At 69.1% G+C, this 25,001-nt stretch carries 26 protein-coding genes and 1 pseudogene; 10 read left to right on the top strand and 17 right to left on the bottom strand.

Annotated elements, in window-relative coordinates; translation table 11 throughout:
- Positions 1-177: 177 nt before the first annotated feature.
- Positions 178-950: pseudogene (locus OKJ99_RS05130) on the bottom strand (IS701 family transposase); the annotation flags it as partial.
- Between the two features lie 176 nt (positions 951-1,126).
- On the opposite strand from OKJ99_RS05130, the gene OKJ99_RS05135 reads away from it, so the two are divergent.
- Complete coding sequence (locus OKJ99_RS05135) at positions 1,127-1,459, top strand: type II toxin-antitoxin system PemK/MazF family toxin (protein ID WP_326014533.1); 333 nt, start codon at positions 1,127-1,129, stop codon at positions 1,457-1,459.
- Positions 1,460-1,704: 245 nt separating this feature from the next.
- Here OKJ99_RS05135 and OKJ99_RS05140 read toward each other — a convergent pair whose 3' ends face one another.
- Positions 1,705-2,583, bottom strand: coding sequence for an NAD(P)-dependent oxidoreductase (locus OKJ99_RS05140; protein WP_326014534.1), 879 nt, complete (start codon positions 2,581-2,583; stop codon positions 1,705-1,707).
- A gap of 49 nt (positions 2,584-2,632) precedes the next feature.
- Between OKJ99_RS05140 and OKJ99_RS05145 the strand changes: the two genes are divergently transcribed.
- From OKJ99_RS05145 to OKJ99_RS05155, 3 genes are all read left to right on the top strand, one after another.
- Positions 2,633-3,040 (top strand): MerR family transcriptional regulator, encoded by a 408-nt coding sequence (locus tag OKJ99_RS05145; RefSeq protein ID WP_326014535.1) that lies wholly within the window; start codon positions 2,633-2,635, stop codon positions 3,038-3,040.
- 358 nt (positions 3,041-3,398) lie between these two features.
- Entirely contained in the window at positions 3,399-3,872 is a 474-nt protein-coding gene (locus OKJ99_RS05150; protein ID WP_326014536.1) for a YxiG-like protein, read from the top strand.
- A 110-nt stretch (positions 3,873-3,982) separates the two neighbouring features.
- Entirely contained in the window at positions 3,983-4,609 is a 627-nt protein-coding gene (locus OKJ99_RS05155; RefSeq protein WP_326014537.1) for a DUF4333 domain-containing protein, read from the top strand.
- Between the two features lie 111 nt (positions 4,610-4,720).
- On the opposite strand, the gene OKJ99_RS05160 is transcribed toward OKJ99_RS05155, so the two are convergent.
- On the bottom strand, positions 4,721-5,560 hold the full coding sequence (locus OKJ99_RS05160; RefSeq protein WP_326014538.1) for an SDR family oxidoreductase: 840 nt from the start codon (positions 5,558-5,560) through the stop codon (positions 4,721-4,723).
- Positions 5,561-5,652: 92 nt separating this feature from the next.
- Here OKJ99_RS05160 and OKJ99_RS05165 point away from each other — a divergent pair, with 92 nt between their 5' ends.
- Entirely contained in the window at positions 5,653-6,078 is a 426-nt protein-coding gene (locus OKJ99_RS05165) for a winged helix-turn-helix transcriptional regulator (protein WP_326014539.1), read from the top strand.
- A 175-nt stretch (positions 6,079-6,253) separates the two neighbouring features.
- Here OKJ99_RS05165 and OKJ99_RS05170 read toward each other — a convergent pair whose 3' ends face one another.
- The 3 genes from OKJ99_RS05170 to OKJ99_RS05180 all read right to left on the bottom strand — a co-directional run bounded on the left by OKJ99_RS05170 (position 6,254) and on the right by OKJ99_RS05180 (position 7,820).
- A complete protein-coding gene (locus OKJ99_RS05170; RefSeq protein ID WP_326014540.1) occupies positions 6,254-6,868 on the bottom strand; it encodes a dihydrofolate reductase family protein in 615 nt (204 codons plus the stop codon).
- A gap of 143 nt (positions 6,869-7,011) precedes the next feature.
- Positions 7,012-7,332, bottom strand: coding sequence for a transcriptional regulator (locus OKJ99_RS05175; RefSeq protein WP_326014541.1), 321 nt, complete (start codon positions 7,330-7,332; stop codon positions 7,012-7,014).
- A complete protein-coding gene (locus OKJ99_RS05180; protein WP_326014542.1) occupies positions 7,329-7,820 on the bottom strand; it encodes a hypothetical protein in 492 nt (163 codons plus the stop codon). The genes OKJ99_RS05175 and OKJ99_RS05180 overlap by 4 nt, the downstream gene beginning before the upstream one ends.
- Before the next feature lie 399 nt (positions 7,821-8,219).
- On the opposite strand from OKJ99_RS05180, the gene OKJ99_RS05185 reads away from it, so the two are divergent.
- Complete coding sequence (locus OKJ99_RS05185; RefSeq protein ID WP_098750155.1) at positions 8,220-8,423, top strand: cold-shock protein; 204 nt, start codon at positions 8,220-8,222, stop codon at positions 8,421-8,423.
- 105 nt (positions 8,424-8,528) lie between these two features.
- On the opposite strand, the gene OKJ99_RS05190 is transcribed toward OKJ99_RS05185, so the two are convergent.
- Entirely contained in the window at positions 8,529-9,485 is a 957-nt protein-coding gene (locus OKJ99_RS05190; RefSeq protein WP_326014543.1) for an ArsR/SmtB family transcription factor, read from the bottom strand.
- A gap of 84 nt (positions 9,486-9,569) precedes the next feature.
- Between OKJ99_RS05190 and OKJ99_RS05195 the strand changes: the two genes are divergently transcribed.
- Complete coding sequence (locus OKJ99_RS05195; RefSeq protein WP_326014544.1) at positions 9,570-10,643, top strand: alpha/beta hydrolase family protein; 1,074 nt, start codon at positions 9,570-9,572, stop codon at positions 10,641-10,643.
- Here the strand turns inward: OKJ99_RS05195 and OKJ99_RS05200 are convergent.
- The 10 genes from OKJ99_RS05200 to OKJ99_RS05245 all read right to left on the bottom strand — a co-directional run bounded on the left by OKJ99_RS05200 (position 10,624) and on the right by OKJ99_RS05245 (position 20,986).
- Positions 10,624-11,805: a Gfo/Idh/MocA family protein gene (locus OKJ99_RS05200; protein ID WP_326014545.1), complete on the bottom strand. Its 1,182-nt coding sequence runs from the start codon at positions 11,803-11,805 to the stop codon at positions 10,624-10,626. The two genes, OKJ99_RS05195 and OKJ99_RS05200, sit on opposite strands and share 20 nt — an antisense overlap.
- The gene (locus OKJ99_RS05205) at positions 11,802-12,578 is read right to left on the bottom strand and encodes a ThuA domain-containing protein (protein WP_326014546.1); all 777 of its coding nucleotides are present in this window, start codon (positions 12,576-12,578) and stop codon (positions 11,802-11,804) included. The genes OKJ99_RS05200 and OKJ99_RS05205 overlap by 4 nt, the downstream gene beginning before the upstream one ends.
- Positions 12,579-12,631: 53 nt before the next feature.
- A complete protein-coding gene (locus OKJ99_RS05210) occupies positions 12,632-13,513 on the bottom strand; it encodes a carbohydrate ABC transporter permease (protein ID WP_326014547.1) in 882 nt (293 codons plus the stop codon).
- Between the two features lie 7 nt (positions 13,514-13,520).
- A complete protein-coding gene (locus OKJ99_RS05215; protein ID WP_326014548.1) occupies positions 13,521-14,447 on the bottom strand; it encodes a carbohydrate ABC transporter permease in 927 nt (308 codons plus the stop codon).
- Positions 14,440-15,675: a sugar ABC transporter substrate-binding protein gene (locus OKJ99_RS05220; RefSeq protein ID WP_326014549.1), complete on the bottom strand. Its 1,236-nt coding sequence runs from the start codon at positions 15,673-15,675 to the stop codon at positions 14,440-14,442. Before OKJ99_RS05220 ends, OKJ99_RS05215 begins: the two co-directional genes overlap by 8 nt.
- A gap of 118 nt (positions 15,676-15,793) precedes the next feature.
- The gene (locus OKJ99_RS05225; RefSeq protein WP_326014550.1) at positions 15,794-16,822 is read right to left on the bottom strand and encodes a LacI family DNA-binding transcriptional regulator; all 1,029 of its coding nucleotides are present in this window, start codon (positions 16,820-16,822) and stop codon (positions 15,794-15,796) included.
- 239 nt (positions 16,823-17,061) lie between these two features.
- Positions 17,062-17,697, bottom strand: coding sequence for a poly(ethylene terephthalate) hydrolase family protein (locus OKJ99_RS05230; RefSeq protein WP_326014551.1), 636 nt, complete (start codon positions 17,695-17,697; stop codon positions 17,062-17,064).
- Between the two features lie 36 nt (positions 17,698-17,733).
- Positions 17,734-18,333 (bottom strand): discoidin domain-containing protein, encoded by a 600-nt coding sequence (locus tag OKJ99_RS05235; protein WP_326014552.1) that lies wholly within the window; start codon positions 18,331-18,333, stop codon positions 17,734-17,736.
- Between the two features lie 150 nt (positions 18,334-18,483).
- Entirely contained in the window at positions 18,484-19,887 is a 1,404-nt protein-coding gene (locus OKJ99_RS05240; protein ID WP_326014553.1) for a prolyl oligopeptidase family serine peptidase, read from the bottom strand.
- A 373-nt stretch (positions 19,888-20,260) separates the two neighbouring features.
- Entirely contained in the window at positions 20,261-20,986 is a 726-nt protein-coding gene (locus OKJ99_RS05245) for a FadR/GntR family transcriptional regulator (RefSeq protein ID WP_326014554.1), read from the bottom strand.
- Between the two features lie 183 nt (positions 20,987-21,169).
- On the opposite strand from OKJ99_RS05245, the gene OKJ99_RS05250 reads away from it, so the two are divergent.
- The 3 genes from OKJ99_RS05250 (at position 21,170) to OKJ99_RS05260 (ending at position 24,957) form a co-directional block, all read left to right on the top strand.
- Positions 21,170-22,501: an MFS transporter gene (locus OKJ99_RS05250; protein ID WP_326014555.1), complete on the top strand. Its 1,332-nt coding sequence runs from the start codon at positions 21,170-21,172 to the stop codon at positions 22,499-22,501.
- A gap of 66 nt (positions 22,502-22,567) precedes the next feature.
- Entirely contained in the window at positions 22,568-23,644 is a 1,077-nt protein-coding gene (locus tag OKJ99_RS05255; RefSeq protein WP_326014556.1) for a zinc-dependent alcohol dehydrogenase family protein, read from the top strand.
- Positions 23,645-23,658: 14 nt separating this feature from the next.
- Complete coding sequence (locus tag OKJ99_RS05260; RefSeq protein WP_326014557.1) at positions 23,659-24,957, top strand: DUF4380 domain-containing protein; 1,299 nt, start codon at positions 23,659-23,661, stop codon at positions 24,955-24,957.
- Positions 24,958-25,001: the final 44 nt, after the last annotated feature.

The following is a 25,001-nucleotide window of genomic DNA, read 5'->3' on the forward strand; positions in this document are numbered from 1 at the left end:
TCCAACCGTATGGGCTTCCCGAATACTTCCCCTTTCAAGGCGGTTGGGCCCGTTCGGGCCTCTCTGGAAGACGGCGGCCGAGAACCGTGTTCTCGTGCTGCAGGACCGTCAACTCCGCTTCCTTGGAGGGGTTTCGGCGCAGCAGCCGAGCCGGTGGGCTGTGTCGTGGACGGGTCGGACGACGAGGGTGACCCAGCGGGACCAGGAGGTATCGCGGCGGACCTGGTGCTCGTCGCGTGCGGCCAGGCCCTTGCCCGACTGGAAGAACTCCTCCACCCGCCATGTTGATCCGGCGACTCTGACCAGCACGGTCAGCGGCACGGGCGCGGGCAAGTAGCAGCCGGTACCGCGTTCCTCCCGGGCGGTTCGCAGCTTCGGGTTGCCGCCGTGGACCTCGTCGCCGGCAACCCATGCGGCCTGGAGGCCGGCGTCCAGGAACTGGGCGACCATACGAGTGGCCGGCTCCGGCTTGGTGGCGAAGGTGTTTTTCACGGCAAGGCCGCGGCGCGGCAACGGTCGGGGCCGGAGGCCCAGGAGCGCGGAACGTAGAGTTCCCGGTCCACTGCGGCGTGGCCGCGCTTGTCTGCGTAGACCAGGTAGACGGCGACTTGGGAGTTCTCCATCCGGCCGGCAGTACCGGTGCATTGGCGCTGGACGCCGACCGTGCCAGTGCCCTTCTTCACATCGCCGGTCTCATCGACGACCAGCACCGCCCGGTCGTCGTGCAGGTGCTCCACCACGTACGCGCACACGTCGTCGCGGAGGACCTGATCGGCATCCCACTTGGCCCTGCCCAACAGGTGCTGCATGCCGCCCGGAGCGGTCTCGCCAGCCCACTCGGCGATGGTCCAACAGTTCTTGCGCGGCAGGTCGGCCAATAGACCGAGCACCAACCGCGCCGTCCTGCGCCGGGGTTCGATCCGGGCGAAGCGCCCCGCGATCCGGCCCATCAGGCCCATCAGGCCCTCGAACGCGTCCCGCCAACGGGCGGGTTCTATGCTGTGACCTGCGGCCACCATCTCTTCGTCAGTCCATACAACTCACGATGATCAACGGTGGCCGCACCCGTCTCCACAACGCGTCAGGGTCGCGCAGTTCCGCCTGCCGTCCTGAGTCAGGAGGACATGTGCAACGTGGCGAAGTCTGGTGGGTGGAGTTCGACGAGCGGCGGCTGGTCGTACTGCTGGCGGCGGACGACGCGTCCAGGATCCGGGCGATGCAGGTCGTCACTCCTGCGGGCGTCGACATCAGTGGTCTGGGCGTCGAAGTGCAAGTAGGCGCCATGGAAGGACTGCCCATTGAAGGCGTGCTGCGGTTCGCGTTCCCGCGCCCGGGCTTTACCCCCTGCACGTGGCTGACCACCGTGTCCCGGGACGACCTGATCGAGCGGGCGGGCGTCCTGTCCTCTGCGAAGCTCAGCGAGATTGAGGACGCCCTCCGTCTCGGTGAACTTGGGTAGGCGGAGAAGCGCCGTTCACGAGTGAGATCACGATCCTGGGGCCGCCTCTGGCCCGCCTGGACGGCAAGGCCCTGGAAGACGCCATCGGCGCCTGGCTCGGCCGATACGCCACCGACCCCGTTCACGAACCCGGCGCCCTCCCCTGCGCGGTCTCGCCGTCGACGGCAAAGCTGTGCGCGGCTCACGCACCGACACTGGCAAGGCCGTCCACTTGCTCGCAGCCACCCTCCATACCTCGCAGGCCGTCATCTCCCAGCGCCGAACTCTTCGATCAGCACGGGATACTGCTCTCCACCGTGTCCGGCGGCGATCGAACGGTCGGCCATCGCCTTGATCAGCTTCGGCAGTTCGGCGTTGACGCCCACCGCCTCGCTCTCCTCGATCAAGTGCGCCATCGACCGCACCTCCGTCTCCAGGTCCGACACCTCGGCCGGGAAGGAGCCGTTGTCGATCTGCTTGGCGTAGCCAGGCAGCCACTCGGCCACACCGGCAGCGATTTGCTGCGCAAACGGCGCGTACGTTGCGGCGTCAACACCGGCCGTCCTCAGCAGGGCAGTGCCCTGGAGCCAGGCGTTGAGCACACTCCACATCATGGCCAGGCCGGCCACGTCGTACAGAGACGCCAGCCCATGATCCGTTCCAAGGTGGGTGACGGTGCCGAGCGCGTCGAGAGTTGACCTGTGTGCCTCGAAGTCCGACTGCGGCCCGCTGTGCAGAATCACCGCCTCGGCGGTCCCGATGGCCGACGGGATGGCCATGATGGCGCCGTCCAGGTAACGCGCGCCGCGTTGCTCGGCCCACTGGGCGGCCTCCCGGGCCTGGGCCGAGTCGCCCGAGGTCAGGTTGATCAACATCGAGCCGTCGAGCTCGATGTCGTTCGCGCCGAGCAACTCGTGCATGGCCTTGTAATCGGTGACGCAGATGACCGTCAGGGAACTTGCCTTGAGCGCGTCACCAACCGTCGGCGCCAGCCGCGCTCCCTCGACCACCAACTGGTCGGCCTTGGAGGTCGTTCGGTTCCACACGGTTGTGGGATGCCCGGCCTTCAGGAACGCGCCGGCGAGTGCCTGGCCCATCCGTCCAAGTCCGATGACTGTCACGGGTGTAGCGGTTTTGTTGTTCATGGCACCATCGTCAACGTTCATACCGGTGTGAAGGTCAAGCGAGGTTTTGATGCGGATCGGGGAACTGGGTCGTCGGACGGGCGTCAACGCCCATCAATTGCGTTACTACGAGGCCCAGGGCTTGCTGGAGGCAGACCGCCGCGCGAACGGATACCGCGAGTACGACGAGAACGCCGTGCTGCGGGTGAAGCAGATCCGGCACCTGCTCGGTGCCGGATTGTCCTCCGAGGACATTGCGTACCTGCTGCCCTGTGCGGTTGGAGAAGCCCCGGAACTGCCCGGTTGTTCCGAGTTGTTGGCCGCGATGCGGTCACGGTTACAGCGACTGGACGATCAGATGGACAGGCTCGCTCAATCCCGCGACGCTCTTGCCGTCTACATCGACGAGGCCGAGCGGATGGGCAGCGAGAGCTATCCGCCCTTTGACGACGCCGGCCTGGAGCCCGTCCCCACCTGAGCAGCCGGGGTGCCTCGACCTGCGGAACCGTCTCGGCCAACAGCACCCGCCGGCCTGCGAGGACCGAGGGCTCGAAGCGGTGCCCCGCCTCTGCGAGCCCCTTCGATTAGGAACACGCCCAGCTCTCGTCGGGCGACGGGGCCGGTTTCGAGACCCACCGTGTCGGAGGGATGGCGCACGACCCCGGCGTCGAGTTCTCCCTCCCGGAGCCGTCCCAACTACTCGTCGTTGCGGAACGGTATGGACCCGTCCGCGTACTCTCGGCCAGCCGGTCGTTGCCGTCCAAGCATCAGCCTCAGATGGCGCCCGGGTCGCACGTCGATCTCCTCAACCCCGCCGGGTGAGGTAGAAGGGCGGGATGGACACCGCCGTGCTTGAACAGATGCTGGACGAGAGCTTCGATCACGCTGTCGTGCACCACGGATACACCAACTACATGCGCGACTACGAGGTCATCGTCTACGCGACGGCTGATCCGCGTACCGGTATCGCGCCGGCCCACCTGCGATATCTCTTCAGGTACTGCGTTGATGCGCGGTGCGTGACGTCAGTGCCGACCGAGACCTGGCGGGTCTCTTTGGACGACCGGCTCATCGACCACGAAACCGGTGTTGACCTCAACGGATATGTCTGGGGAGTGAAGTGGCACGGTCTGTACCCAGGAGCCAAACTCCTCCCGGAGTCGGAGACAACTCGACGCTGGTCGAAGGCCGTTGGAATCGACTTCCATGCGGTACGCATGGAGACCAACGCGCATGATCTGACCCTGGTCTTCTCCGACCTCCAGGTACGCGAGGTCCAGGCGGGATACGCACCATTCGTTGCTGAGTAGCGAGCTGTTCGATGATGCGGCGTAGATCGTGGCCGAAACCGGGAACCGGGCGGCGACTTTACGCGTCACGGAGCTTGGTGTGATCAGTTTTTGACCTAGGAGGAGTCCATATGCAGCAGTCAACCGGGAGCCGGATCGCCGTGCGAGCAGCAGGGGCGCTGCTGGCGGTGGCGTTCGCGGCGGGTTGTTCGGCGAGCGTGGGCTCGAAGGAAGTGAGCAAGGACGAGGTGGCGAAGCAGGCCTCGACGGCCCTGGGCAAGAAGGTCGGCCGGGAGCCCGACGACATCACCTGCGAGGACGACCTCAAGGCCGAGGTGGGCGCGACCGTACGCTGCGAACTCACCGACAGCGGCAAGAAGCACGGCCTGACGGTCACCGCGAAGTCGATCTCGGGCGAAAAGGTCAACATGGACTTCAAGGTCGACGAAGCCGAGGGCGCCGGCGCCTCCGCGGATCCGGAGCCCACCGACGCGGCGAGCACCGGCACCGACACCGGTGGCCAGTCGGTGAGCAGGGCAGAGGTCGCCCGTCAGGGCAAGGCCGCCCTGACGGCGCAGGTCGGCAAGGCGCCCGACGCCTTCACCTGCCCCGAGGACCTCCCGGCCAAGGTGGGTGCCGTCATTCGCTGCCAGTTGGCGTCGGAGGGGAAGCAGTACGGCGTGCGGGTCACCGCGAAGTCGGTCGTCAACGGCCAGGTCAGCATGGACTTCAAGGTTGACGACGGCGCTGCCGGCTGATCAGTGTGCTCTGCGTGACGCTCCACGACGGCACCTTCTACAACTTCACCGGCGTGGTGGTGGGCGGTGACGTCCCGTAGGCAACCCCGTGCGCTTCAGCTGAGTTGTGCCTCAGCGGAAAGCGGCGATGTTGCGGGCGACCCAGTCGTTGAAGGGGCGCGGAGCGCGACCGAGGACTCGTTCCACGTCCGAACTGATCCGCAGTTCGGCGGAGTTCGGGGCGGAGATGATGTCCAGGGTGTCGTCGGCGAGCTCCGGCGGCACGAACCGGGTCATCGTGGCCTTGGCCTCCTCGCGGGTGAGTTCGTGGAACCGCACCGGCGAGCCGAGCGCGGCGGCGATGGCCTCCGCCTGCTGACGGGGCGTGATCACCTCGGGCCCGGTCAGCTCGAATGTTCCGCCGGTGTGCCGGTCGTCCAGCAAGCAGGCCGCCGCGACTTCGGCAATGTCCGCCGGGTCGACGACCGGCACCCCGACGTCACCGAAGGGCGCGGCGACCGTCCCCTGCGTGCGGACGGACTCCGCCCACGCCAAGGCGTTGGAGGCGAAGCCGCCCGGTCGTAGGACGGCCCATTCCAGGCCGGACTCTCTCAACGAGTCCTCCACCGCGCGCATCGCGACCCGCGTCGGGCCGAGCGGCCTGGTCGCCACGCCCTGCGAAGACAGCAGGACGACCCGGCGGACTCCGCTGGCGACGGCCAGGTCGATGATGTCGGCCGGCCTGGCTTCGGGGGCGTGCAGGTCGCCGGACAGCAGGAGGAACAGCGCCTTCGCCCCCTCCAAAGCGGGGGTGAGGTCCTGCGGATCGGCCAAGTCGGCCGCCACATGCCGGACCCCGACCGGCATGGCCGCCGCGTGCCGTGACACCGCCGTCACTTGCTCGCCCGAGTCGGCCAGGGCCTGCGTCAAAGGCCGTCCCACATTCCCGGTAGCTCCGGTCACCACGATCATGTTCAGCTCCTAGTCCGTTGTGCGCTGCGGCAATTGACGCTAGGAGGCAGGCTTACTTTCCGTAAGAACATACCTGGAGGTAAGCTCCAGACATGGGGGAAGGTGTGCAGCTGACGCAGGTCGAGGCGGGCGCTCGGTATGAGGTGTTTCACACCGACTGCCCGGCGCGCGACGTGGTCGACCACGTGACCAGCCGGTGGGGTATCTGGGTCCTGATCTCCTTGCGGAGCACCGACCTTCGGTTTTACGAGCTGCGCGACAGCATCCGGGGCATCAGCGAGAAGATGCTCGCTCAGACCCTGCGCGCTCTGGTCCAGGACGATCTGGTCTGGCGGAAGGTCGAGCCGACGACGCCACCCCAAGTCACCTACGGGCTGACCGAGTTCGGTCAGGACGTCGGTGCGCCACTGACGGACTTGTTCGACCGGATCACACAGCGGCTCGGAGCCGACGGGGCGTCCGCGACGGAGCGGCTGGGCGCACCAGGTCAAGCGAAGCGGCTGAATGCATCGCCGTGAAGCGGCACAAAACACTCCGTCAAGAGCCCGTCTCTGAACCTCCGCTCGCCGATGCGGTCAAGGGCGGCGGAGCAAGATTCGTCTGGCTCCGCCGCCCCTGAGTCGCGCCTTCCGTTCCGCTCGGTCCGTGCTGATGGGGATCCGCGATCGAGACGCGCGAAGGCCCGGTTGCTGCTCAGCCGGCGTCGTCGCGTTTGCGGTAGCGGATATGGGTGGTCAGCGGTGAGTGGAGCACCTCGACGGGCTCGAAGTCGAAGGTCTCGACGCCGTCGAACAGGCTCTCGCCGCTGCCGAGCAGGACGGGTGCGATGTCGAGGGCGAGTTCATCGATCACGCCGGCGTTGAGTGCCTGTCGAACCGTCGAAGCGCCACCGGCGATGTCCACGCCCTTGCCGTCGGCGGTTTCGAGCGCCTGCGCGTAAGCGGCGTCGAAGCCGTCGGTGACGAAGTGGAAGGTGGTCCCTCCCTTCATCTCGATCGGTTCGTGGGCGTAGCGAGTGAGCACGAAGACCGGGGCGTGATATGGGGGCTCGGGTCCCCACCATCCGTCCCACGACTCGTTCCACTCGCCTCGGATGGGCCCGAACATGTTTCGGCCCATGATGTAGGCGCCGCGCGGGCGCATCAGCCAGTTGTTGGCCGTCGTGTCGGCTTCGGTCGCGCGCGGGTCGCCGATATGCCAGCCGTGCAACTCTTGACCGCGCTTGCCCAGCGGATTGTCTCGGCTCTGCTCAGGTCCGGCGGCGAAGCCGTCGAGCGAGATCGACATGTGACAGGTGGTGTCGGACAACGGCTTCTCTCCGGAAGTAGTAGTGAAGTAGTAGTTGCGGGGTGCCATGTTGGCATCGGGCCGCATGACACACATGCAGACTGACGGAGGCGGCCGAACTCATCGCTGGCCGACCACGAAAGACCTCGGCTGGCCGGTTGTGGTCAGCGGGCCGGATCCGGCGGCCCCACGATCGCCCGCAGCGCCGCCAGATGCCCCTGGTAGGCATCCCGGCCTCGCGGGGTCAGGCGGAGCCACACGCGCTGCCGGGTGTCGCGGACGGCCTTGCGCTGCTCGACGTAGCCGGCGTCCATCAGTACGGTGACGTGCTTGCTCAGCACGGAGGCGGAGACGTCGAGTTGCTCTTGGACCAGGCCGAACTCCGCCTCGCCCGCGGTGTCGAGCAGGGCACAGATGCGCAGCCGGTTCGGGGCGTGGATGGTGGTGTCGAAACCCTCCAGAAGGTCGCGGGTTTCGGCGCTCACGAGGTCTTCCGGTGCAGACGTGCGAAGGTCAGGTGGCAGCCGACGGACACGGCGGCACTGACCAGCGAGGCCGCGATCAGCCACACCGGCCGGCCCGTGACGCGGAACGCGAATGCCGCCCCCACCACCAGCACGGGCAGACCCACCAGGAGCGGCACGGTCACCCGCTTCGGCAGCACGTCCAACCGCAGCGCCACCCCGGTCCTGTTGCGCCACCCCTTGGCCGCGACGGCGAGGAGCACCCCGTACGCCGCGGTGACCGCCAGCATGATGCCTACCCAGGCGGGGCCCGGCAGCAGCCAGTCCGAGTCGGCCACGACGCCCCCGTAGATGATCGGGAGCGCGGCAATGTAGAGCGTCAGCGTGATGAAGAACCAGTTCGGCCATGGTGTGGCCGACAGTGCCGCGGCCGAGGTCCGGATGTGCTCGGTGTCGGCCAGGGCGGAACGGGCCTGCTCCGGCGTCGGTCGTACCCCGTTAGTTTCCATGACGGAAAGAGTAGCGGCTTGTTTCCGGCATGGAAAGAGGCGCAGAGCCGTCGCCCACGCCGGCCGTATCACTCCGTTGGTTGGCATTTCTGCGGTTATGCCATCAGGTGAACTGTCCGACCGCCGGGTGTCTCGGCGCACTGATTCACCCGGCTGGATAGCCCCAGCAGGGCCTGTTTCGGTCGCGGTTGTCGAAGTTGCGGGCAGGACATGTCTCGTGTCCGTAGCTTCCATGGCACTGAGCCGTGTAGCGTTCGAGTCAGCAGTCGTGGTTCCGAAGTACCGCCCGTGGACGCGAGTTCACGGGCAACTTGCTGTTCAGAGTCTCTGAGGACCAAGACGACCACCTCCGGTTCCCGCAGGGTGCGGGAACCGACTACGAGTCCCCTTGGAGGACAAATGGCCAGCGGAACTGTCAAGTGGTTCAACGCGGAAAAGGGCTTCGGCTTCATCGAGCAGGACGGCGGCGGCCCGGACGTCTTCGCCCACTACTCGAACATCAACGCCTCCGGCTTCCGTGAGCTCCAGGAAGGCCAGAAGGTGAACTTCGACATCACCCAGGGCCAGAAGGGCCCGCAGGCGGAGAACATCACCCCCGCCTGAGCTGTTTGACTCCGCGACGCCCGCCTCGGTGCACCGAGGCGGGCGTCGCGCGTCAGTGCGGGGCATGAGGAAGGTCGGCGTGGGGCGACGGGGGTCCTTGGCGGACTACGGCGCCCCGCCACCCGCGATCAGTGTGCCGAGAGCCGTGCGCTGGTGGATGACCGCGCGGCCCGTGCGGGTCGTTGTCGCCATTCCTGCCGATCTGAGCGCCGTCGCATGCGATGAGGCTGTCGCGTTGCTGACGTTGAGGGCGCATGCCAGGGAGGTTGTGGTGTGCGGCTCGGCGAGGAGGCGCAGGGCGTCGAGCCGGGTGCGGCCCAGGACGGTGGCCAGGGCTTCGACGCGTCGCTCCGGGGTGGGTGGCAGCCCGGGACCGGCGGGATACGTCAGGACCGCGGGACGGCTCGGGGCGTCCTGAAGAAGTGGGCCCGCAGGGTGGTGGAAGGTCGGCAGCAGAACCAGGCCGCGCCCATCGAGGCGGACATCGCGGGCAGGCGCCGCGTCGGGCCATTCCCACACACCCTCGTGGAGTCGGCCGCCCGGGGCCAGGCCGGTCAGCGTGGCGGCCACGCCGTGCTCGGCGACGGCCAGGGCGTAGCGGGTGAACTCCTCACGGTGCAGATCCTGGACGACGGACCAGACCGGGGCGAGGACCGTCTCGTACGCGGCCCGCTGGGCGCGGTGCACGGTGCGCCAGGCCGTCTCGTCGCCGGCGTGCAGGCCGCGGATCCAGCGAGGCGCGGGCACCGTCCCGTAGACACGCTCCAGTTCCGAGCGGACAAGGTCGGGGCGTGTGGCACGGATCTGTTCGAAGCCGTCGGCCATGGTGTCGCCGAGGACGTCGAGGAAGGAGGGCGGGCGGCCCGCGGGAACCAGGTCGGCGAGCGCCTCGGTCGCAGCCGGGAGAGAGCGCAGGACGCGGCCGCGCCACGGTGCGAACAGCGGCCCGCCATGGTGGGCCACGGCTGTCGTCAGGGCGGCGTGCAACTCCTGGAGCGGTGCCGGACGGGGCGCGAAGCGGATCCGGGCGAAGTCCTGCGCGGTGAAGTGGATTCGCAGCACCCGCACAACTCCTCGTCCTGAGCCAGCCTTTCGGCCAGGGCCTGAACCTTCGCGTCGTGACGGCCCCGCCCCAAGGGTGTGCGTATGACTTCTCGACGCACGCTTCTGAAAGGCACCCTATTCGGGAGTGCCGCCGCCCTGCTGCCCACGCCTGCGACCGCCACCGATGGCGGCCCGTTCCTCCGGCTGCCCGCGCCAACCGGCCCGTACCCCGTAGGCATGCGGACGGTCCATCTGACGGATCCTGCCCGTACCGACCCATGGGTGGGCGGCGTGCGGGAGGTGATGCTGACCGTCCTGTACCCGGCCCGATCGGTACGCGGCTGCGCCCGGGCCCCGCAGCTCACCCCGGACGAGGCCGCGGTGTTCGCCGAGTACGCGCCACACATCCACCCGGGGCTGCCGGAGCCGGGAGCGGTGGACTGGGGCGCGGTCCTCACGCACGGGTACGTGGGTGCGCCGCCGCTGCCCGGGCGGCGACCGGTGCTGGTGTACTCACCGGGCGGCGGCGACTCCCGCACGCTCGGCACGAGCCTCGCCGAGGACCTGGCGAGCCACGGCCGGGTGGTCGTCCTCGTCGACCACCCCGGCGACGCTTCCCAGGTGGAGCTGCCGACCGGGATGAGGACCACCGTCCTGACCGGACCGCCGGACCCGGCGACCTTCCGCACGATGGTGGACACGCGGATCGCGGACCTCCGCCTGGTCCTGGACCGGCTCGGCGGCCTGCCGCTCGCCCCGGTCATGGACTCCTGCCGGATCGGGTTGTACGGGCACTCGGCGGGCGGCACGGCGGCGGTCTACGCGGCCCGCGGTGATCGCCGGGTCGGCGCGGTGGCGAACCTGGAGGGCTATCTCGACCTGTACCCGACGCCGGTGGAAGTCGACCGGCCGCTGCTGCTGTTCCGCACCGAAAGGTTCGAGGGCGCACCCCGTATCGAGTCCTCCTGGGTGAACCTTCGCGGCCGCCGTGCGCTCCTCGCCGACGCGAACCACTGGGCGTTCACCGACTACGGTCCGCTCGTCCCGCAGCTCCAGACCAGCGGGCTGATGACCGCGACGGCGCGGGCGGCGCTCGTCGGCACCGGCGACCCGGCGGTGACACTGGCTCAGGTGCGGCGCCGGGTCGGGACCTTCTTCACCCGCCATCTCTCGTAGCGGGGCCGCGAGCGACCGCCCCAGTGGTGGGGGAGTGCTCCCCATCTCGCGATCCCGCGCAGGCTCGACTTCCGACCGGACGTTCCAGTGCCGCACGTACCTGGGGCCGTCGCTCATCCGTCAACGCCTGCGCGTGCGCCTGCTCCAGTACCGCGGCGAAGGACACGCGCCGTCCGGTGCGTGCCGACTCGACCGCGGCTTCGACCATCGCCAGGCTCATCGCGTTCTCGTGCGCTTCGCCCATCGGCGTCCTGCCGGTACGCAGGGCTCCCACGAAGGCGTGCAGCGCTCCGGCGATGTCCGAGGGGCCGGTATGGGCGTCCAGGGGTTTCGCCGGGCCGTTGATGTCGAGGGCCGGCGTGCTCTCGCCGTCCCACCGCGCGGTGCCGTGCTCGCCACTCGCACGCCAGGAGCCGTTCCAGGAGGTCTCGGCGCCCGGTGCGCACCAACTGCCGTGGTAGAGGTAGCGCGTTCCGCCCGCCATCTCGAAGGTGGCGCACGCGCTGGCGTCCCCTCGGTACCAACTCCACGGCGGATTGAACGCCTCGCAGTACACCGACACCGGCTCGGTGGCCAGGAGGAAGCGCGCCGAGTCGAAGGCGTGGATCGCCATGTCGACCAGGAGCGGGTGGGGCATCTCCTCGCGGAATCCGCTGAAGCGCGGCGCCTTGTAGAACTCGGTGGTGAGCGTTCCTATGGCGCCCAACTGCGCGACCATGTCCCGTAGATGGAACAGTTGGGGGTTCCAACGGCGCGACTGGCTCACCATGAACAGCCGGCCGCTGACCTCCGCCGCCGCGGCCAGCGCCAGGGCCTGCGCCAGGGTGGCGGCCATGGGCTTCTCGCCGAGCACCGGCAGACCGGCGAACAGTGCCGTCGTGGTGACCTGGTGGTGCGCGGCCGGGGGCGTCACATTGACGACGGCCTGCGCGTCGGTGCGGGCCGCAAGCTCCAACAGGTCGTCCCCGGTGGGTAGTTCGGGGCGGCCGAGCTGGGCCGCGGCATGTCGGGCGGCGTCGACATCCAGGTCGACAAGGCCCACCAGGTCCGCCTCGTCGGACGCGCTGACCGCCTTCAGCCAGGTGCGGCCCATCGGCCCCGCGCCGACCACAAGTACCCGCAGCGGGGCATGCGTTCCGCAGTCGATCGTCGCGTGGCTCATCGCAGCGGCCCCTGGTAGGCGCCGCCCTTGGAGAACTCGCCGGTCTCGTACCGCAGGAGCTCGGGCATCCGGCGATCGAGCCGGTCCGCGCGTGCCCACCGCACCCCATTGGCGATCACCTTGCGGACGTCCTTGTGGTGGTAGACGGGAAAGTCCTGGTCACCCGGGCTGAAATAGAAGATCTTGCCGTGGCCGCGGCGGAAGGTGCAGCCGCTGCGGAAGACCTCGCCGCCGGAGAAGGAGCTGACGAAGACCAGCTCGTCGGGCGTGGGAATGTCGAAGAACTCCCCGTACATCTCCTGCTGGTCGATGATCAGCGGATGCGGGACGCCCTCGGCGATGGGGTGCGTCGGGTCCACCGTCCACACCAGCTCACGGTCCCGTTCGCTGCGCCAGCGCAGTGTGCAGCTGGTCCCCATCAGCTTGACGAAGATCTTCGACCAGTGGCCGGAGTGCAGCACCACCAGGCCCATCCCGGACAGTACGTGCCGGTGCACCCGTGCCACGACCTCGTCACTGACCTCGCCATGGGCGGCGTGCCCCCACCAGGTCAGGACGTCGGTCGCGGCCAACACCTCGTCCGTCAGGCCGTGTTCGGGATCGTCCAGCGTGGCGGTGCGCAGCGCGACGGCCCCGCCCAGGTTCTCCTCGATGCCCTGGGCGATGGTGGTGTGCATGCCCTCCGGGTAGATCTTCGCGACGTGCTCTTCGAGCTTCTCGTGGCGGTTCTCGCCCCAGACGGTCACACGCAAGGGGGTCGTGGTCACGGTCATCGAGGGGTCCCTTCCAGATGGGGTGTACGAGGTGTACGGGAGGTCGTGGCGGGTCACTTGAGCGCGCCCGAGCCCACCCCCGCGGCGATGTAGCGCTGTGCCGCGACCAGCAGGATCAGGGCGGGGATCGAGGAGAGCGTGGCGGTGGCCATCACGGTGTTCCAGTCGGCGACATGCGCGCCCAGGTACTCGTACAGGCCCAGCGTGACCGGCCGGATGTCCTCGGTCGTGGTCAGTGTCAGCGCGAACAGGAAGTCGCTCCACGTGAACAGGAACGTGAAGAGGCCCGCGGTGATCAGTGCGTTGCGGCTGACCGGCAGCACGATGGAGCAGAAGGCCCGTATCCGCCCGGCTCCGTCCACCCGGGCCGCCTCCACCAGCGACGACGGGACGTTGCTCATGAACGCCCGCAGGATGAGGATGGCGAAGGGGACGCCGTGGGTGGAGTCGGCCAGGATGAGGCCGCCGATCGAGTTGAGCGCGCCGAGCTGGTTGTACGTGCTGAACAGGGCATTGGCGACGACGATGCCCGGGATCATCTGGCTGAACAGGATCGCGAGCAGCACCGGCGCCGCCCAGCGCGCCCTGAGCTGCGCCAGCGCATACGCCGCGGGGGCGGCCACCAGCAGGCTGAAGGCCACGCTCGCCACAGACACGATCAGGCTCGTCAGCAGGTTGCGGCCCTGATCGTGCAGGGCCCTGGCGTAGCCGTCGAAGTGCAGCGAGGTCGGGATCAGCGGGGTGGTGATGGTGGAGCCCCGGGGTTGCAGCGAGACGTTCACCATCCAGTACACGGGGAAGAGCATCACGGCCACGATCAGCACGGCGCACACCGTGTGGCCCCACGGGCCGAGCGGGTGCTTGGGTCGTACCGGGGGCGGGGCGGGTGCGTGCCGTACGGATGCGGTGGGCGGGGCGGTGGTCGTCGGGGGCATCGCGGCCTCACTCGTCGAGGGCGCGCCGGTTGGCGCGCAGATAGAGGAGGGCGAAGACCAGCGAGACGGCGATGAGGATGTTGCCGAGCGCCGCGCCCTGCCCGAAGTCGAAGGTACGGAAGGACAGTTGGTAGGACTGCGTGGCCAGGGTCTGCGAGGAGTTCGCGGGTCCGCCGCCGGTCACGCCGAGGATGAGATCGATGACCTTGAGCGTGTAGACGACACCGAGGACGAGCACCACGGTCACCACCGGGCGCAGCAGCGGCCACGTCACATGCCGAAAGGCGCGCCGCCCGGTGGCCCCGTCGATCGAGGCGGCCTCGTACAACTCCCGGGGGATTTCCTGAAGACCGCTGTGGAGCAGGGCCACGTTGAACGGGATGCCGAGCCAGATGTTGACCATGATCACCGAGAGCAGTGCGAGGGAGGTGTCGGTGAGCCAGCCGGGAGTGCCGAGCCCCAGATTGCCGAGGACGCGGTTGAGGACGCCGCTGTCCTGGTCGAGGATCCAGCGCCACACCGTGCCCGAGACGATCACCGGCACCAGCCAGGGCAGGAGCAGCAGTGCACGCAGCATGCCGCCGAGCGGGAAGTGCCTCCGGAAGTAGAGGGCGATCGCCAGGCCGATGGCGAACTGCGCCAGGATCGAACCCACCGTGAACAGCGCCGTGTTGAGCGCTGCCCTGCTGAAGACGGTGGAGGAGACCACCGCGGCGTAGTTGTCCCAGCCGACCCAGGGCGCCCTGCCGGTGTAGAAGGTGGAGATGCCGTACTTCTCGAAACCCATCAGCAGGTTCTGCACCACGGGGTAACCGAAGAACGCCACCAGGTAGCTGACGGCGGGCAGCAGGAACAGCAGGTGGAACAGGCGCTCTCGGCCGCGCTGGGTCTGCCACCAGCGCGGCGGCGCGAAAGTCTCCGTCAGCTCAGTCATGCTCGGCCTCCCGCAGTGCCTGCCGCGGGCTCGCACCGTGGGTCAGGGCGGTCTGGATGGCGTTCGCGATCCTGGTGGCGGTGGCGGGCCAGGCCTGGCCCAACTCGCCGGTGCGCGCCCGGGTGCCGCGCACCAATTGGGTGAACTCCCGCATGTTCGGGTGCGCCTTGGCGAACCGACCCATCAGCGCCGTCTTCGTCGGCACCATCTGGCGCCGCACCGAGAGCGAGAGCTGCATGGCGTCGGAGTTGACGCAGGCGAGCACTTCGGCCGCCTTCGCCTCCCGCTCGGGGTTCCCGGAACGCGGCAGCGACCAGCCCTCGCCCCCCAGGGGCACCACGGGAGTGCGGCCGGCCCGGGGAGTGGGGATCTCGGTGACGGCGTAGTGGAGACCCTTGGCCTCCTTCAGGGCGGGGATCTGCCAGGGCCCGTTCACCATCATCGCGGCCTTGCCCGCCTTGAACTGGTCGGCCACATCGGTCTGGGGCCAGTTGGTCACCGAGCGGGACGCGGAGCCGTCGTCGACCAGGTCCACCCACAGCTGCAGAGCCTCGGCGTTGCGCCGGGAGGCAAGGGTGCGTTCGTCGCCGCCATTGGTCCACATGAACGGCAGGAACTGCCAGGTTCCCTCGTAGCTGGCGGGTGCGCTGAAGGCGATCCCGTAGCGGTCCCCCTTCGTCAACTTCTTGGCCGCCACCCTGAGTTCGGACCAGGTGGTGGGCGGTCGCACCCCCGCATCAGCGAGCACGTCCCGGTTGTAGAACAGGGCCAGGGTGTTGGCCGCGGGCTGCAGCATGTACCGCTTGCCCCGGTAGGTGGAGGCGTCCACCGCCCCCTTCGTGTAGCCGCGGGTGTTCAGGTCGAAGTCGCCGAGCGGGTGGAGGGCTCCGGTGGCGGCGATCTGCTTGAGGTCGGGATTGTCCAGCATCAGCAGATCGGGCAGCGTCTTCGAGGCGGCCTGCTGCAAGGTCTTGGGTATCAGCGAGGGGCCCGGCACATGTTCGAGCTCGACGTCGACTCCGCTGCGCCGGCCGCACTCCTTGAGAGTCTCGTTGTAGATGGTCTTGTGCGGCTCGTCCACGTAGTAGTCCATGGCGCGCAGCGTGTGGGCGTCATTGCGGACTCCGTTGTTGCCGCACCCGGAAAGGATGAGCGGGGTCAGGAGGGCCAGGGCGGTCGGCCATCGTGCTCTGCCGAAGGGGGCGCGGGGTGCTCGTCGTTGAGTCACGGTCGCTCTCTCTCATCGGTCTCATCGGTCTCGTCGTTCGATCGGTGGCGCCGTGTGTGGAGCGGGCCTCGCCGACTGCCGACACGGGCGTACGTGGGCGGTCGGCGCGCGGCAGCCTCTAAGGCAGCGGGTACGGGTGGGGCACGGTGGTGTGCCGCCGGGTGAGGCGAGGGAGGACGAGGCCGACGCGGGCTGGTTCGGGGCCGTCCTCCAGGAGTCGGAAGAGGGCGTCCATCGCGGTGCGCGACACCGTGCGCGGCTCCGTCGAGATGTTGCTGACCGGGGGGTGGGTCGCCTCCGCCGCGTCGTCGGTGCACACGGCGAGCACGGAGAGGTCGCGGCCGGGGGTGAGGCCGCTCTCCGCGAGACGGGCGAGGACCGCGGGCACGATCCGTCCCTCGGGTACGACCAGGCCGAGATCGTCCGTGCCGTCGGCCAAGGCCAGGGCCTCGGCCAGGGCGGCGTCGACCGCCGTGCGCCCCGCGTCCTCGGGGGTGACCCGGGTGTACGGGATGCCGTGCCGCCGGGCGGCGGCCAGGGCGCCGCGCCCGAAGCGGCGCACGAAGTTGACGTCGCGGCGGACCAGCGCCCGCGGATACCCGAGCTCGACGATGCGCCGGTGCCCGCAGGCGGCGAGCTCGTCCACCGCGAGGCGTCCGGCCTGCTCGAAATCCAGGTCCACGCAAGTGAGTTGGCCGGTGTCCTCGGGAACGCCGATCAGGATCACCGGCAGTTCGAGCCCGGCCGCCACCGCGGTGCGCGGGTCCTTCGCCTCGATGTCCATCAGTACCAGCGCGTCGCACAGTGCACCCCCGGCCAGGCGCTCCAGCGCCCCCGCCCCCTCGTCCTCCGTGGCCAGGAGCACGTTGTGGTCCCGCTCGCGGGCGCACCGGGCGATGGTCTCGATGAACGGCAGCACACCGGTGGTGTCGGCCCCGGGCGAGAACGGCACCATCAGGCCGACGACCCGGCTGCGGCGGCTGGCGAGGGCCCGGGCGCCGGCATGGGGCCGAAAGCGCAGTGCGGCCATCGCCTCCTCCACTCGGCGCCGGGTCTCGGGGGAGATCGAGCGCTGCCCGCTCATCACGTACGAGACGGTGCTCTGCGAGACCCCTGCGAGGCGGGCCACGTCGCGGCTGGTCACCATGTGCGGTACCTCCTCTGCCTCGGCGGAGCGGAGCGGTGCGCGGTGGTGCGGCGGTGCGGCGCCGTCGATACGTATCGACTCAACGGGCAGTGGTGTGACGGTAGTTACATTCCGCGGTCGGGAACAAGGGGTGTGCACGGAGAAACGGAGCCGGGCCATCCAGCACCGCTGTGTTCGACGGGGTGATCGGGTGATCGGAGCGCTCCGTGGCCGGTCGCGGAGCGCTCCGAGCGAGCCGGTCAGAACTGGCAGGTGTCCATCCAGCGTGTGACCAGGGAGGTGTTGTTCTTGTCGGCGTCACGAGCGGGACCGCACAGGAACTGGCCGAAGCGGGTGTCGGAGCGCAGCCAGAGGCTGAAGAACGACACGAGCCACTTGCCCTGCTTCGCCTTGTTGCCGTAGCCCGTCATCGGGCACAGGTGGTCGCCAGGGACCTCGATGTAGAGCTTCTCGGCCTGCGACATGGAGTTGTACCAGGGCACCGCGTAGGTGTCGCCGTGGGCGACGGGGTCGCTCTTGCAGGTCAGGAAGAACGTGGGCTCGGTGACTCCCGAGAAGTTTCCGTTCGGGTGGTAGGGGGCGGTGGGTGCACCCGCCCGGAAGCGCGGGTCGTCCCGGAGGGCCGCCATGACGCCACCGCCGCCCATCGAGTGACCGGCCGCGCCCAGCGTGCCGTTGACCTTCCCCGAGATCGGGTTGCCGGTGGCGTTGCCGAGCGCGAGCAGCTGGGTGCCTGCGGCGCTGATCTGGCGGCCGCGTGATTCGGGGTCGTCGGTGAGCGTATTGGTTCCGACGTTGACGACGACGAAGCCCCAGGAGGCGAGGCGGGGTGCGAGCCACTGCAGGTTCTGCTGTGTGCCCTGATAGCCGGGCATCAGCACGATGCTGGGGTACGAGCCACCGGCCGTCGGCTACGTGATCGTGCCCGAGCCGTACCCGCTCGGCCTGGGAACGGTGTAACTCGCGGTGGGCAGCGGCCCGTTCGTGGCTTCGAGGGAAGCGGTCGTCGGGTTCGGGATACCGTTGCCCGGAGGGTTCCCGCCACCGGAGCCGTACACCTGGAACTCCCACAGCGAATAGCCGTAGGCGGTGCCGCGCTGGGTGCCGAGGATGCGGACGTACCGGCCGTTGCCGCTCACGTCGAGGGTCTGCTCGCCGCCGGTGCCCGTCGTGGTCGAGTAGACGGAGGTCCAGTCGGTGCCGTTGTCGGAGGTCTGGATCTGGAACGCGCGGGCGTACCCGGTCTCCCAGCGCAGCACGACCTGGCTGATGGCGGCGGTGGAGCCCAGATCCACTCTCAGCCACTGCGGATCGCTGAACGTGCTCGACCAGCGCGTGCCGGTGTTGCCGTCCAGCGCCGCCGACGCGGGAGTTGACGTGTTCTCGGTGGACGAGGCGGTCGCGGGCTTGCCCTGGGACAGCAGGTCGGCGGCGGCCGCCGGCGGGGCGGCGCCTGCCAGCAGAGTGAGCGCCAAGCCGAGGGTGGTCGCCAGTGAGATCAGTGCCTTCAAGGTGCGGGGTCGGCTACGTAGGGGTCGGCTACGTAAGGGTCTGCTACGTAAGGGTGCGGTCGTGACGGTCGAACGTATGGATGGACGCATCGATGTACCTCCGGAGAGTGGTGACAGCGCGGTAGCCGGACGGAATGTGACGCGACAGGCCTAGCGGGACTGGTCGAAGAGCCAGTCGATGACGACGTCGTTCTCGTACGTCTGGGCCCATGCGAAGTGTGGGTTCACCGGTGTCGTGCCGGCCGTGTAGCTGGTGAACAGGACGTGGCTGTCGGCGGCTCGGGCCTGCCGCAGAAGTGCCCGGGACCGGGCCTCGAACTGTGCCTTCGGCAGATCGTTGGCCCACTCGCCACGGCTGACGTGTGCACCGGCGGCTTCCAGCGCGTTCATCAGTGTCCAGGTGCCGGGCTTGCCGAAGCGGCCCTCCCGGTAGGGGACGACCGGGTCGTCGATGGAGTGGTCGGCCCACATCGGGATGTGCGTGATCTTTTCCATGGTGGCCTGGTCGCCCCAGCCGGCCGTGGGCAGCGCGGCCGCGAACACGTCGGGTCGCTTCGCCAGCAGGCTGTAGATACCGCGTCCGCCCGAGGATAGACCGACGAGATAGAGCCGGGCCTTGTCCACGTTTCGGGAGTGCTCGCTCACGAAGGTGTCGACGAGCTCGCTCAGCGCGGCTTGGACCTCGGCGTCGGTCCAGTCCGTGCCGTCGGGTCCGTCCATCGGACGAGGCAGCGGGATCTGCGGAGCGAGGACGAACGCGGGGTCGCGGCGCTGTCGTTCCGGCTTGGCGAACGTGACGGCGACGCGGTTGCCGGTGAGTTGGGTCATGTTGTTGTCCGCGACCTCGCCACCGCCGTGCAGGGTGACGACGAGCGGGTACCGCGTGCGCGTCTGAGGGTGCTGCGTGAAGCCCTCGGGACGGTAGAGCCGGAAGTCCAGTTCAAAACCCGTGGAGTCGGTGAAGGAACAGGCGATGAAGTCGTCCACCACGGGACTGATGACGCCGTCGTTCCGGCTCGCGAACGCACCCGCTTCGAGAACCGGTTCACCGCCCGGGGTGCGCACGTCCGCCACCTGTCTGACGGAGTACGCGCGGTCGAGCGGCAGGGGATCGGTGCCGGCGGCCCGCGCGTTCGGGTCGTCGGGGTCGAGTTCGACGATGAGGTGGGTCCCCGGCCGTCCGGGGTGAGTTCGGTCGTCCACCGCGGCGGCGGTGTTGGTGTAGGCCCGGGTCACCGTGCGAGCGGCTGTACGTCCGCCCACCGTGGCCATCACCTGGAAGGCGGAGGCCGGGATCTCGACGCCGCGCAGGTCGATGCGGTGCGCGTACTGGATGGCGACGGCGGTGACCAGCCAGTTGTTCCGCGGAGTCACCCGCGTGACGAGATCCGTGCGCAGGACCGCGTTGGGTCCGGAGACCGCTTGCCGTCCCTCGGCCGAGGCCGTGGTTGTTGCGGTGTCGGCGGACGCGGGGGTTGCCATGCTCACGGCGGCCGGCGCCGTGACCGCACCCGCCGCGCCGATGAGTGCCGTGCGTCTGGTGAGCCCTTTCATGGGTCCTCGTCTCAGTCGGTGAGGCACCCGGAGCTCCCACGCCTGCCGCTCAGGCAATCAACGTGCGGCCCCTTTCCGGGAGTTCGGGGCCGATCGACCGGATCCACCCACAAAGGCACCTGGGGGGAGCGTGCGGGCCGAGGTGCTAGGCGAGAGTTTCGGAGCACTACAGGATCGGAGTCCAGCATCAAACCGAGATCTGTCCATGCGATAAGAGCATCAATGCGAGTGGGTGCGCACTGTGTTCATCGGCCATGGAGGCCACCACCTTGCGTCAACGGCAGCCGAGTTCGTGCATGCCGCGGGCAGTGGCCGCGCCGTCAACTCGCCTTCGCACGACATGAGATGACGGACCGTAGCCCTCAGATAGGGCTCAGCTGTCCCGCTGAGTGGAGGCCGCGACGCGGGTGACCTGATCCAGGTCATGTGTCGCCTTGGCGAGGAGATCGAGCATGGTGAGCTCGGCGCGGGCGGGATCCTGGTCACGGACGGCTTCGAACACGGCACGGTGGCTGGGGACGGGGTCATCGTCCTGGTTGTGCGCGTGCACGACGCGGTCCCGCTCGCGCAGACCGGGTTCGAGCAGGAGATCCATGCGGGCCAGCATCTCGTTTCCGGTGGCGTTGAGCAGCGCGCGGTGGAACGCGGCGTCGGCCTCCGCCGCGTCCTGATCCGTGCCCGTACGAGCCTGGGACATCGCCTCCAGGGCAGCCTCGAGCGCGCTCAGATCCTCGCCCGTGCGGCCGAGCGCGGCCCGGTGGGCGGCTGCGGGCTCGATGATGGAACGGACATCGGCCAGGTCGCGCATCATCCGTTGTCCCCTGCCGCTCTCCATCTGCCAGCGGATGATGTCGGCGTCGAGCAGGTTCCAATACCTGCGCTCCCTCACGAAGGTGCCCCGCTTCTGGCGTGCGTCGACGAGTCCCTTGCCGGCCAGCACCTTCATGGCCTCTCGCATCACGGTGATGCTGACACCAAGCTCTTCGCCCAGGAGCCGCAGGTCGACGGTGGCACCTTCGGGCAGGGCGCCACCGACGACGCGGGCCCCGAGGGTGTGCACGACGTGTCCGTGCACGCCTCGGCCGGTGTACGACGCCATGTCGGTTCCTCTTCGGCTGGTGGGTGGGGTGGATCCGGCACTCCAGGATAAATATGAATACACCGAGTGTGGGGCTCGGGTCGGATCGGCGGTGTGAGGCAGGCCACCATTGATGCCCGCTATTAATTCATATTTAATAGCGCGGGTTCGATGGTGAACCACACGCTGGCCGGAAGGACTCGGATGAGTACACGCAGTGCGATCCCACGAGTGGAGCGCATGGGTATCCCCAGGCCTCTGATGTGGGGATACGTCGCCGTCCTCATCTTCATGATCGGAGACGGCGTCGAGTCCAACTACCTTGAGCCCTACCTCGCAGACTGGGGCTTCAGCTCCCACTCCGCCGGCCTCGTCATCAGCGTCTACGGCGCCTTCGTCGCCCTGGGCTCCTGGCTCTCCGGTGCCCTGTCGAACCTGTGGGGGCCGCGGCGCGTGATGCGCCTGGGCGCCGTGCTCTGGCTGGTTCTTGAGATCCTCTTCCTCGGCGTCGCACTCCCCAGCGGCAACCAGGCGCTGGTGTACATCTTCTACGGGCTGCGCGGCATCGCGTACCCGCTGTTCGCCTACGCGTTCCTGCTCTGGGTGCAGTTGACCACCCGCAAGGAACTGCGCGGCTCGGCGGCCGGCTGGTTCTGGTTCGCCTACAGCGCGGGACTGCCCACCATCGGTTCGGCCGTCGCCGCCGTCAGCATTCCGCTGATAGGTGCGTACGGCACCTTCTGGCTCTCCTGCGGTCTGGTCGCCGTCGGTGCCCTGATCGGCTCCTTCGCCGTACGCGAGGCGCGCGGGGCCCGGCCCATGGTGGACATCACCGCCCCCGGACACAGCGCCCGCGCCGAACTGCTGCGCGGCGTCAGCGTGCTGCGCCGCTATCCGCGCATCGGTATCGCCGCCCTGGTCCGCATGATCAATACGACGCCGTACTTCGGGTTCTTCGTCTTCCTGCCCTCGTTCTTCACCGACAGGATGGGCATCAGCACCTCGAAGTACCTGGCCCTGGTGGCCTTCATGGGTGTCATCGGAATCCTCGCCGACCCCGTCTTCGGACGGCTCAGCGACCGGTTCGGCTGGCGGCACACCATCGCCTGGGCCGGCGGCATCGGCTGCTCGCTCGGCGTCCTCGTCCTGTACTGGCTGCCCCAACTCGCCCCCGGCAACTACGCGCTGGCGCTCGTCGCGACCGTGCTCTACGGCGTCATGCTGGCCGGCTACATCCCGCTGTCCGCGCTGCTGCCGTCCCTCGTTCCGGAACAGGACAAGGGCAACGCCATGGGCATCTACAGCCTCGCCGCCGGACTGTCCACGTTCATCGGCCCCCTCACGTACGCCATGTTCGACCCGCTGGTCGGCCACACCGGCGTGGTCGTGATCTACGCCGCGATGTACGCCGTCGGCGCCGTGCTCACCTGGAAGTACCTCCGCGTCGACGAGGACCCCGGCGAGCGGCGCCCCGCCCCCACCGACGACCGGCCCGTGACGTCGGCGGCCGTGCCGGCCCACGGCTCCGGCGCCTGACTCACCGTAAGCTCCGCCTCCCGCATCTCGACATCCGCCTCTCCACTCCCGCACGAGGAAACAGCCATGCCACACCATGCCTCCGCCGCCGTGCCCACCACCATGACCGGCGCCTTTCTGCCAGGCGACGGCACCGTCGACCTGCGCGAGACCCCGGTCGGACAGCCCGGCGAGGGCCAAGTCCTCATCCGCACCCGGGCGTCCGGCATCTGCGGCAGCGACATCCACTACATCTACAACGGCCACATCGGTGAGGGCGGCGCCGCCTACCGGAACGTCGTCGCAGGCCACGAGCCGGCGGGCGAGGTCATCGCCACCGGACCCGGCTGCAAGCGGCTGCGCCCCGGCGACCGCGTCGCGATCTACCACATCTCCGGCTGCGGCCAGTGCGACGAATGCTCGCGGGGCTACTTCATCGGCTGCACCTCCGAACTGCGCGCCGCCTACGGGTGGCAGCGCGACGGCGGCCACGCGCCCTACCTCGTCGCCGACGAGAACACCTGCATCCCGCTGCCCGAGCCGCTGACCTATGTCGACGGCGCGTTCATCGCCTGTGGAATCGGCACCGTCTACGAGGCCCTGACCCGGATCGCGCTCAGCGGCGCCGACCGGCTCCTGGTCACGGGCCTCGGCCCGGTCGGCGCCGCCGCCGCGATGGTGGCCCGCGCGCTGGGCGTGCGGACCGTGTACGGGGCCGAAGTGGTCCCCGAGCGCATGAAATGGGCGGCGAGCCTCGGTCTGTTCGACGAGATCCTCGACTCCGCCGCCCAGCCGCTGGAGGATCTCCAGGACCTCACCGGCGGCACCGGGGTGGAGGCTGCCGTGGACTGCTCCGGTCACCCGGCCGCGCGCTCCCTGGCCCTGAAGGCGCTGCGGGTACGCGGCCGCCTCGCGCTCGTGGGCGAGGGCGGGCAGATGACCCTCGACGTCTCCGACGACGTACTGCACAAGCAGGTCACCATCTCCGGGTCGTGGGTCACCTCGGTGCCCGGCATGACCCGGCTCGCGGAACTGCTGGCCCGGCAGGAGCTCCACCCGGAGCGGCTGGTGAGCGACCGCTACCCGCTGGCCGAGGCCTCCCACGCCTACGAAGCGGCCGTCGGGCGCGCCGCGGGCAAGGTCTGTCTCGTCTTCGACAACTGAGGGAACGCACCATCATGAACGGCACACCAGACCTCCGGCGCGTGCACGCCGCACCCCGCCGCGTCAGCGGACACACCGTCATCGACGTGGTCGGCGACCGCCTCGGCCTGGTGCTGGCACCTCAGCTCGGTGGGCGCATCCTGTCCCTGTGCCTGGACGGCCAAGAGTTCCTCCACCGCTCCGACACTCTTCTGGACGCGGAGTGCGGTGCTGTGGACCCGGCGACCGTGGGACCGCACGGGGGAGAGATGGCCGACTGGCGCAACTGGGGAGGAGACAAGACCTGGCCCGCCCCGCAGGGCTGGTCGGGTCCGGACGAATGGGCCGGACCGCCCGACCCCGTCCTGGACTCGGGGCCCTATGTGCCCCGTATCGAACACGGCCCCGACGGACGGCAGGTGTGTGTCGCCCTCACCAGCGCCCCCGACCCGCGCACCGGCCTGCAACTGCGGCGGGAGATTCAACTCGGCGCGGGGGGGACGGACTTCGCGCTGCGTCTGATCGGCACCAATGTCTCGGAGCGCCCGGTGCGCTGGGCGCTGTGGAACGTCACACAACTGCCCGGCCACCCGCCGCGGCAGGAGGGTGACGGGGTGTGGATCGGCCTGGCCCCGGACGGACCGACCGCGACACCGCTCGTGGCCGGGACCGGCAACCCCCGCGTCGAGCGGCACGGTCCGCGACTGGCCCACGTGCCGGCCCAGGACGTCGTCGGCAAGGCCGGGTTCCCGGCCGCCTCGGGGTGGATCGCCCACGTGGGGCCGGCGGGTACCTGGGCCCACCGCTTCCCCGTGCACGCGGCCGCGGGCTATCCCGACGAGGGGGCACGCGCCGAGGTCTGGCTGGAACATCCGCTGGACGAGCCCTTGCGGCATCTGGGCGGTCTGCAGCCGACCAACCGGATCGTCGAGTGCGAAGTGCTCGGCCCCTACGTCGAGTTGGCACCGGGGGAGTCGATGCGGCTGGACACCTCCGTCCTCCTCGGGCCGCACGGCGGCGCCGTGACCGAGGTCGGCCCCTGGGGCTGGTGGAATCTCCCCCTGGGGCTACGAAAGGACACCGACGGGGGCATCCGCCTGAGCGGGCGGCTCGTCCCGTGCGCCGACAGCGACACCCCGCTGACTCTGGGCGTGACTCCACGCGGGGCTCGAGCCGCGACCCTGCACCGCACGGACCTGCTCGTGCGCGCGGGGCAACCGCTGGACCTGGACGGGCTGCCGCCCCTGGCCCTCGTCGAGAGTGGTGCGGTGGTCGAGGTGTTCCTTGGCGAGGGGGACGGGGAGAACTGCGCAGGGTCCGCCGTCTGTCCCTGATGGACACTCTCGTACGCGACAACCCCCGCCGTGCGGACCTGTGT

Source organism: Streptomyces endophyticus (assembly GCF_035798155.1).
In the GTDB taxonomy this organism is placed as follows: Bacteria; Actinomycetota; Actinomycetes; order Streptomycetales; family Streptomycetaceae; genus Streptomyces; species Streptomyces endophyticus.

Bases quoted from the DNA above. Each gene is read 5' to 3' on its own strand.
- OKJ99_RS05230 (WP_326014551.1), bottom strand. From the start codon at position 17,697: ATGCCCGGCTATCAGGGCACACAGCAGAACCTGCAGTGGCTCGCACCC.
- OKJ99_RS05245 (WP_326014554.1), bottom strand. From the start codon at position 20,986: ATGGCGTCGTACACCGGCCGAGGCGTGCACGGACACGTCGTGCACACC.
- OKJ99_RS05255 (WP_326014556.1), top strand. From the start codon at position 22,568: ATGCCACACCATGCCTCCGCCGCCGTGCCCACCACCATGACCGGCGCC.
- OKJ99_RS05215 (WP_326014548.1), bottom strand. From the start codon at position 14,447: ATGACTGAGCTGACGGAGACTTTCGCGCCGCCGCGCTGGTGGCAGACC.
- OKJ99_RS05240 (WP_326014553.1), bottom strand. From the start codon at position 19,887: ATGAAAGGGCTCACCAGACGCACGGCACTCATCGGCGCGGCGGGTGCG.
- OKJ99_RS05165 (WP_326014539.1), top strand. From the start codon at position 5,653: ATGGGGGAAGGTGTGCAGCTGACGCAGGTCGAGGCGGGCGCTCGGTAT.
- OKJ99_RS05145 (WP_326014535.1), top strand. From the start codon at position 2,633: ATGCGGATCGGGGAACTGGGTCGTCGGACGGGCGTCAACGCCCATCAA.
- OKJ99_RS05150 (WP_326014536.1), top strand. From the start codon at position 3,399: ATGGACACCGCCGTGCTTGAACAGATGCTGGACGAGAGCTTCGATCAC.
- OKJ99_RS05140 (WP_326014534.1), bottom strand. From the start codon at position 2,583: ATGAACAACAAAACCGCTACACCCGTGACAGTCATCGGACTTGGACGG.
- OKJ99_RS05200 (WP_326014545.1), bottom strand. From the start codon at position 11,805: ATGAGCCACGCGACGATCGACTGCGGAACGCATGCCCCGCTGCGGGTA.
- OKJ99_RS05250 (WP_326014555.1), top strand. From the start codon at position 21,170: ATGAGTACACGCAGTGCGATCCCACGAGTGGAGCGCATGGGTATCCCC.
- OKJ99_RS05195 (WP_326014544.1), top strand. From the start codon at position 9,570: ATGACTTCTCGACGCACGCTTCTGAAAGGCACCCTATTCGGGAGTGCC.
- OKJ99_RS05185 (WP_098750155.1), top strand. From the start codon at position 8,220: ATGGCCAGCGGAACTGTCAAGTGGTTCAACGCGGAAAAGGGCTTCGGC.
- OKJ99_RS05225 (WP_326014550.1), bottom strand. From the start codon at position 16,822: ATGGTGACCAGCCGCGACGTGGCCCGCCTCGCAGGGGTCTCGCAGAGC.
- OKJ99_RS05160 (WP_326014538.1), bottom strand. From the start codon at position 5,560: ATGATCGTGGTGACCGGAGCTACCGGGAATGTGGGACGGCCTTTGACG.
- OKJ99_RS05260 (WP_326014557.1), top strand. From the start codon at position 23,659: ATGAACGGCACACCAGACCTCCGGCGCGTGCACGCCGCACCCCGCCGC.
- OKJ99_RS05205 (WP_326014546.1), bottom strand. From the start codon at position 12,578: ATGACCGTGACCACGACCCCCTTGCGTGTGACCGTCTGGGGCGAGAAC.
- OKJ99_RS05210 (WP_326014547.1), bottom strand. From the start codon at position 13,513: ATGCCCCCGACGACCACCGCCCCGCCCACCGCATCCGTACGGCACGCA.
- OKJ99_RS05155 (WP_326014537.1), top strand. From the start codon at position 3,983: ATGCAGCAGTCAACCGGGAGCCGGATCGCCGTGCGAGCAGCAGGGGCG.
- OKJ99_RS05180 (WP_326014542.1), bottom strand. From the start codon at position 7,820: ATGGAAACTAACGGGGTACGACCGACGCCGGAGCAGGCCCGTTCCGCC.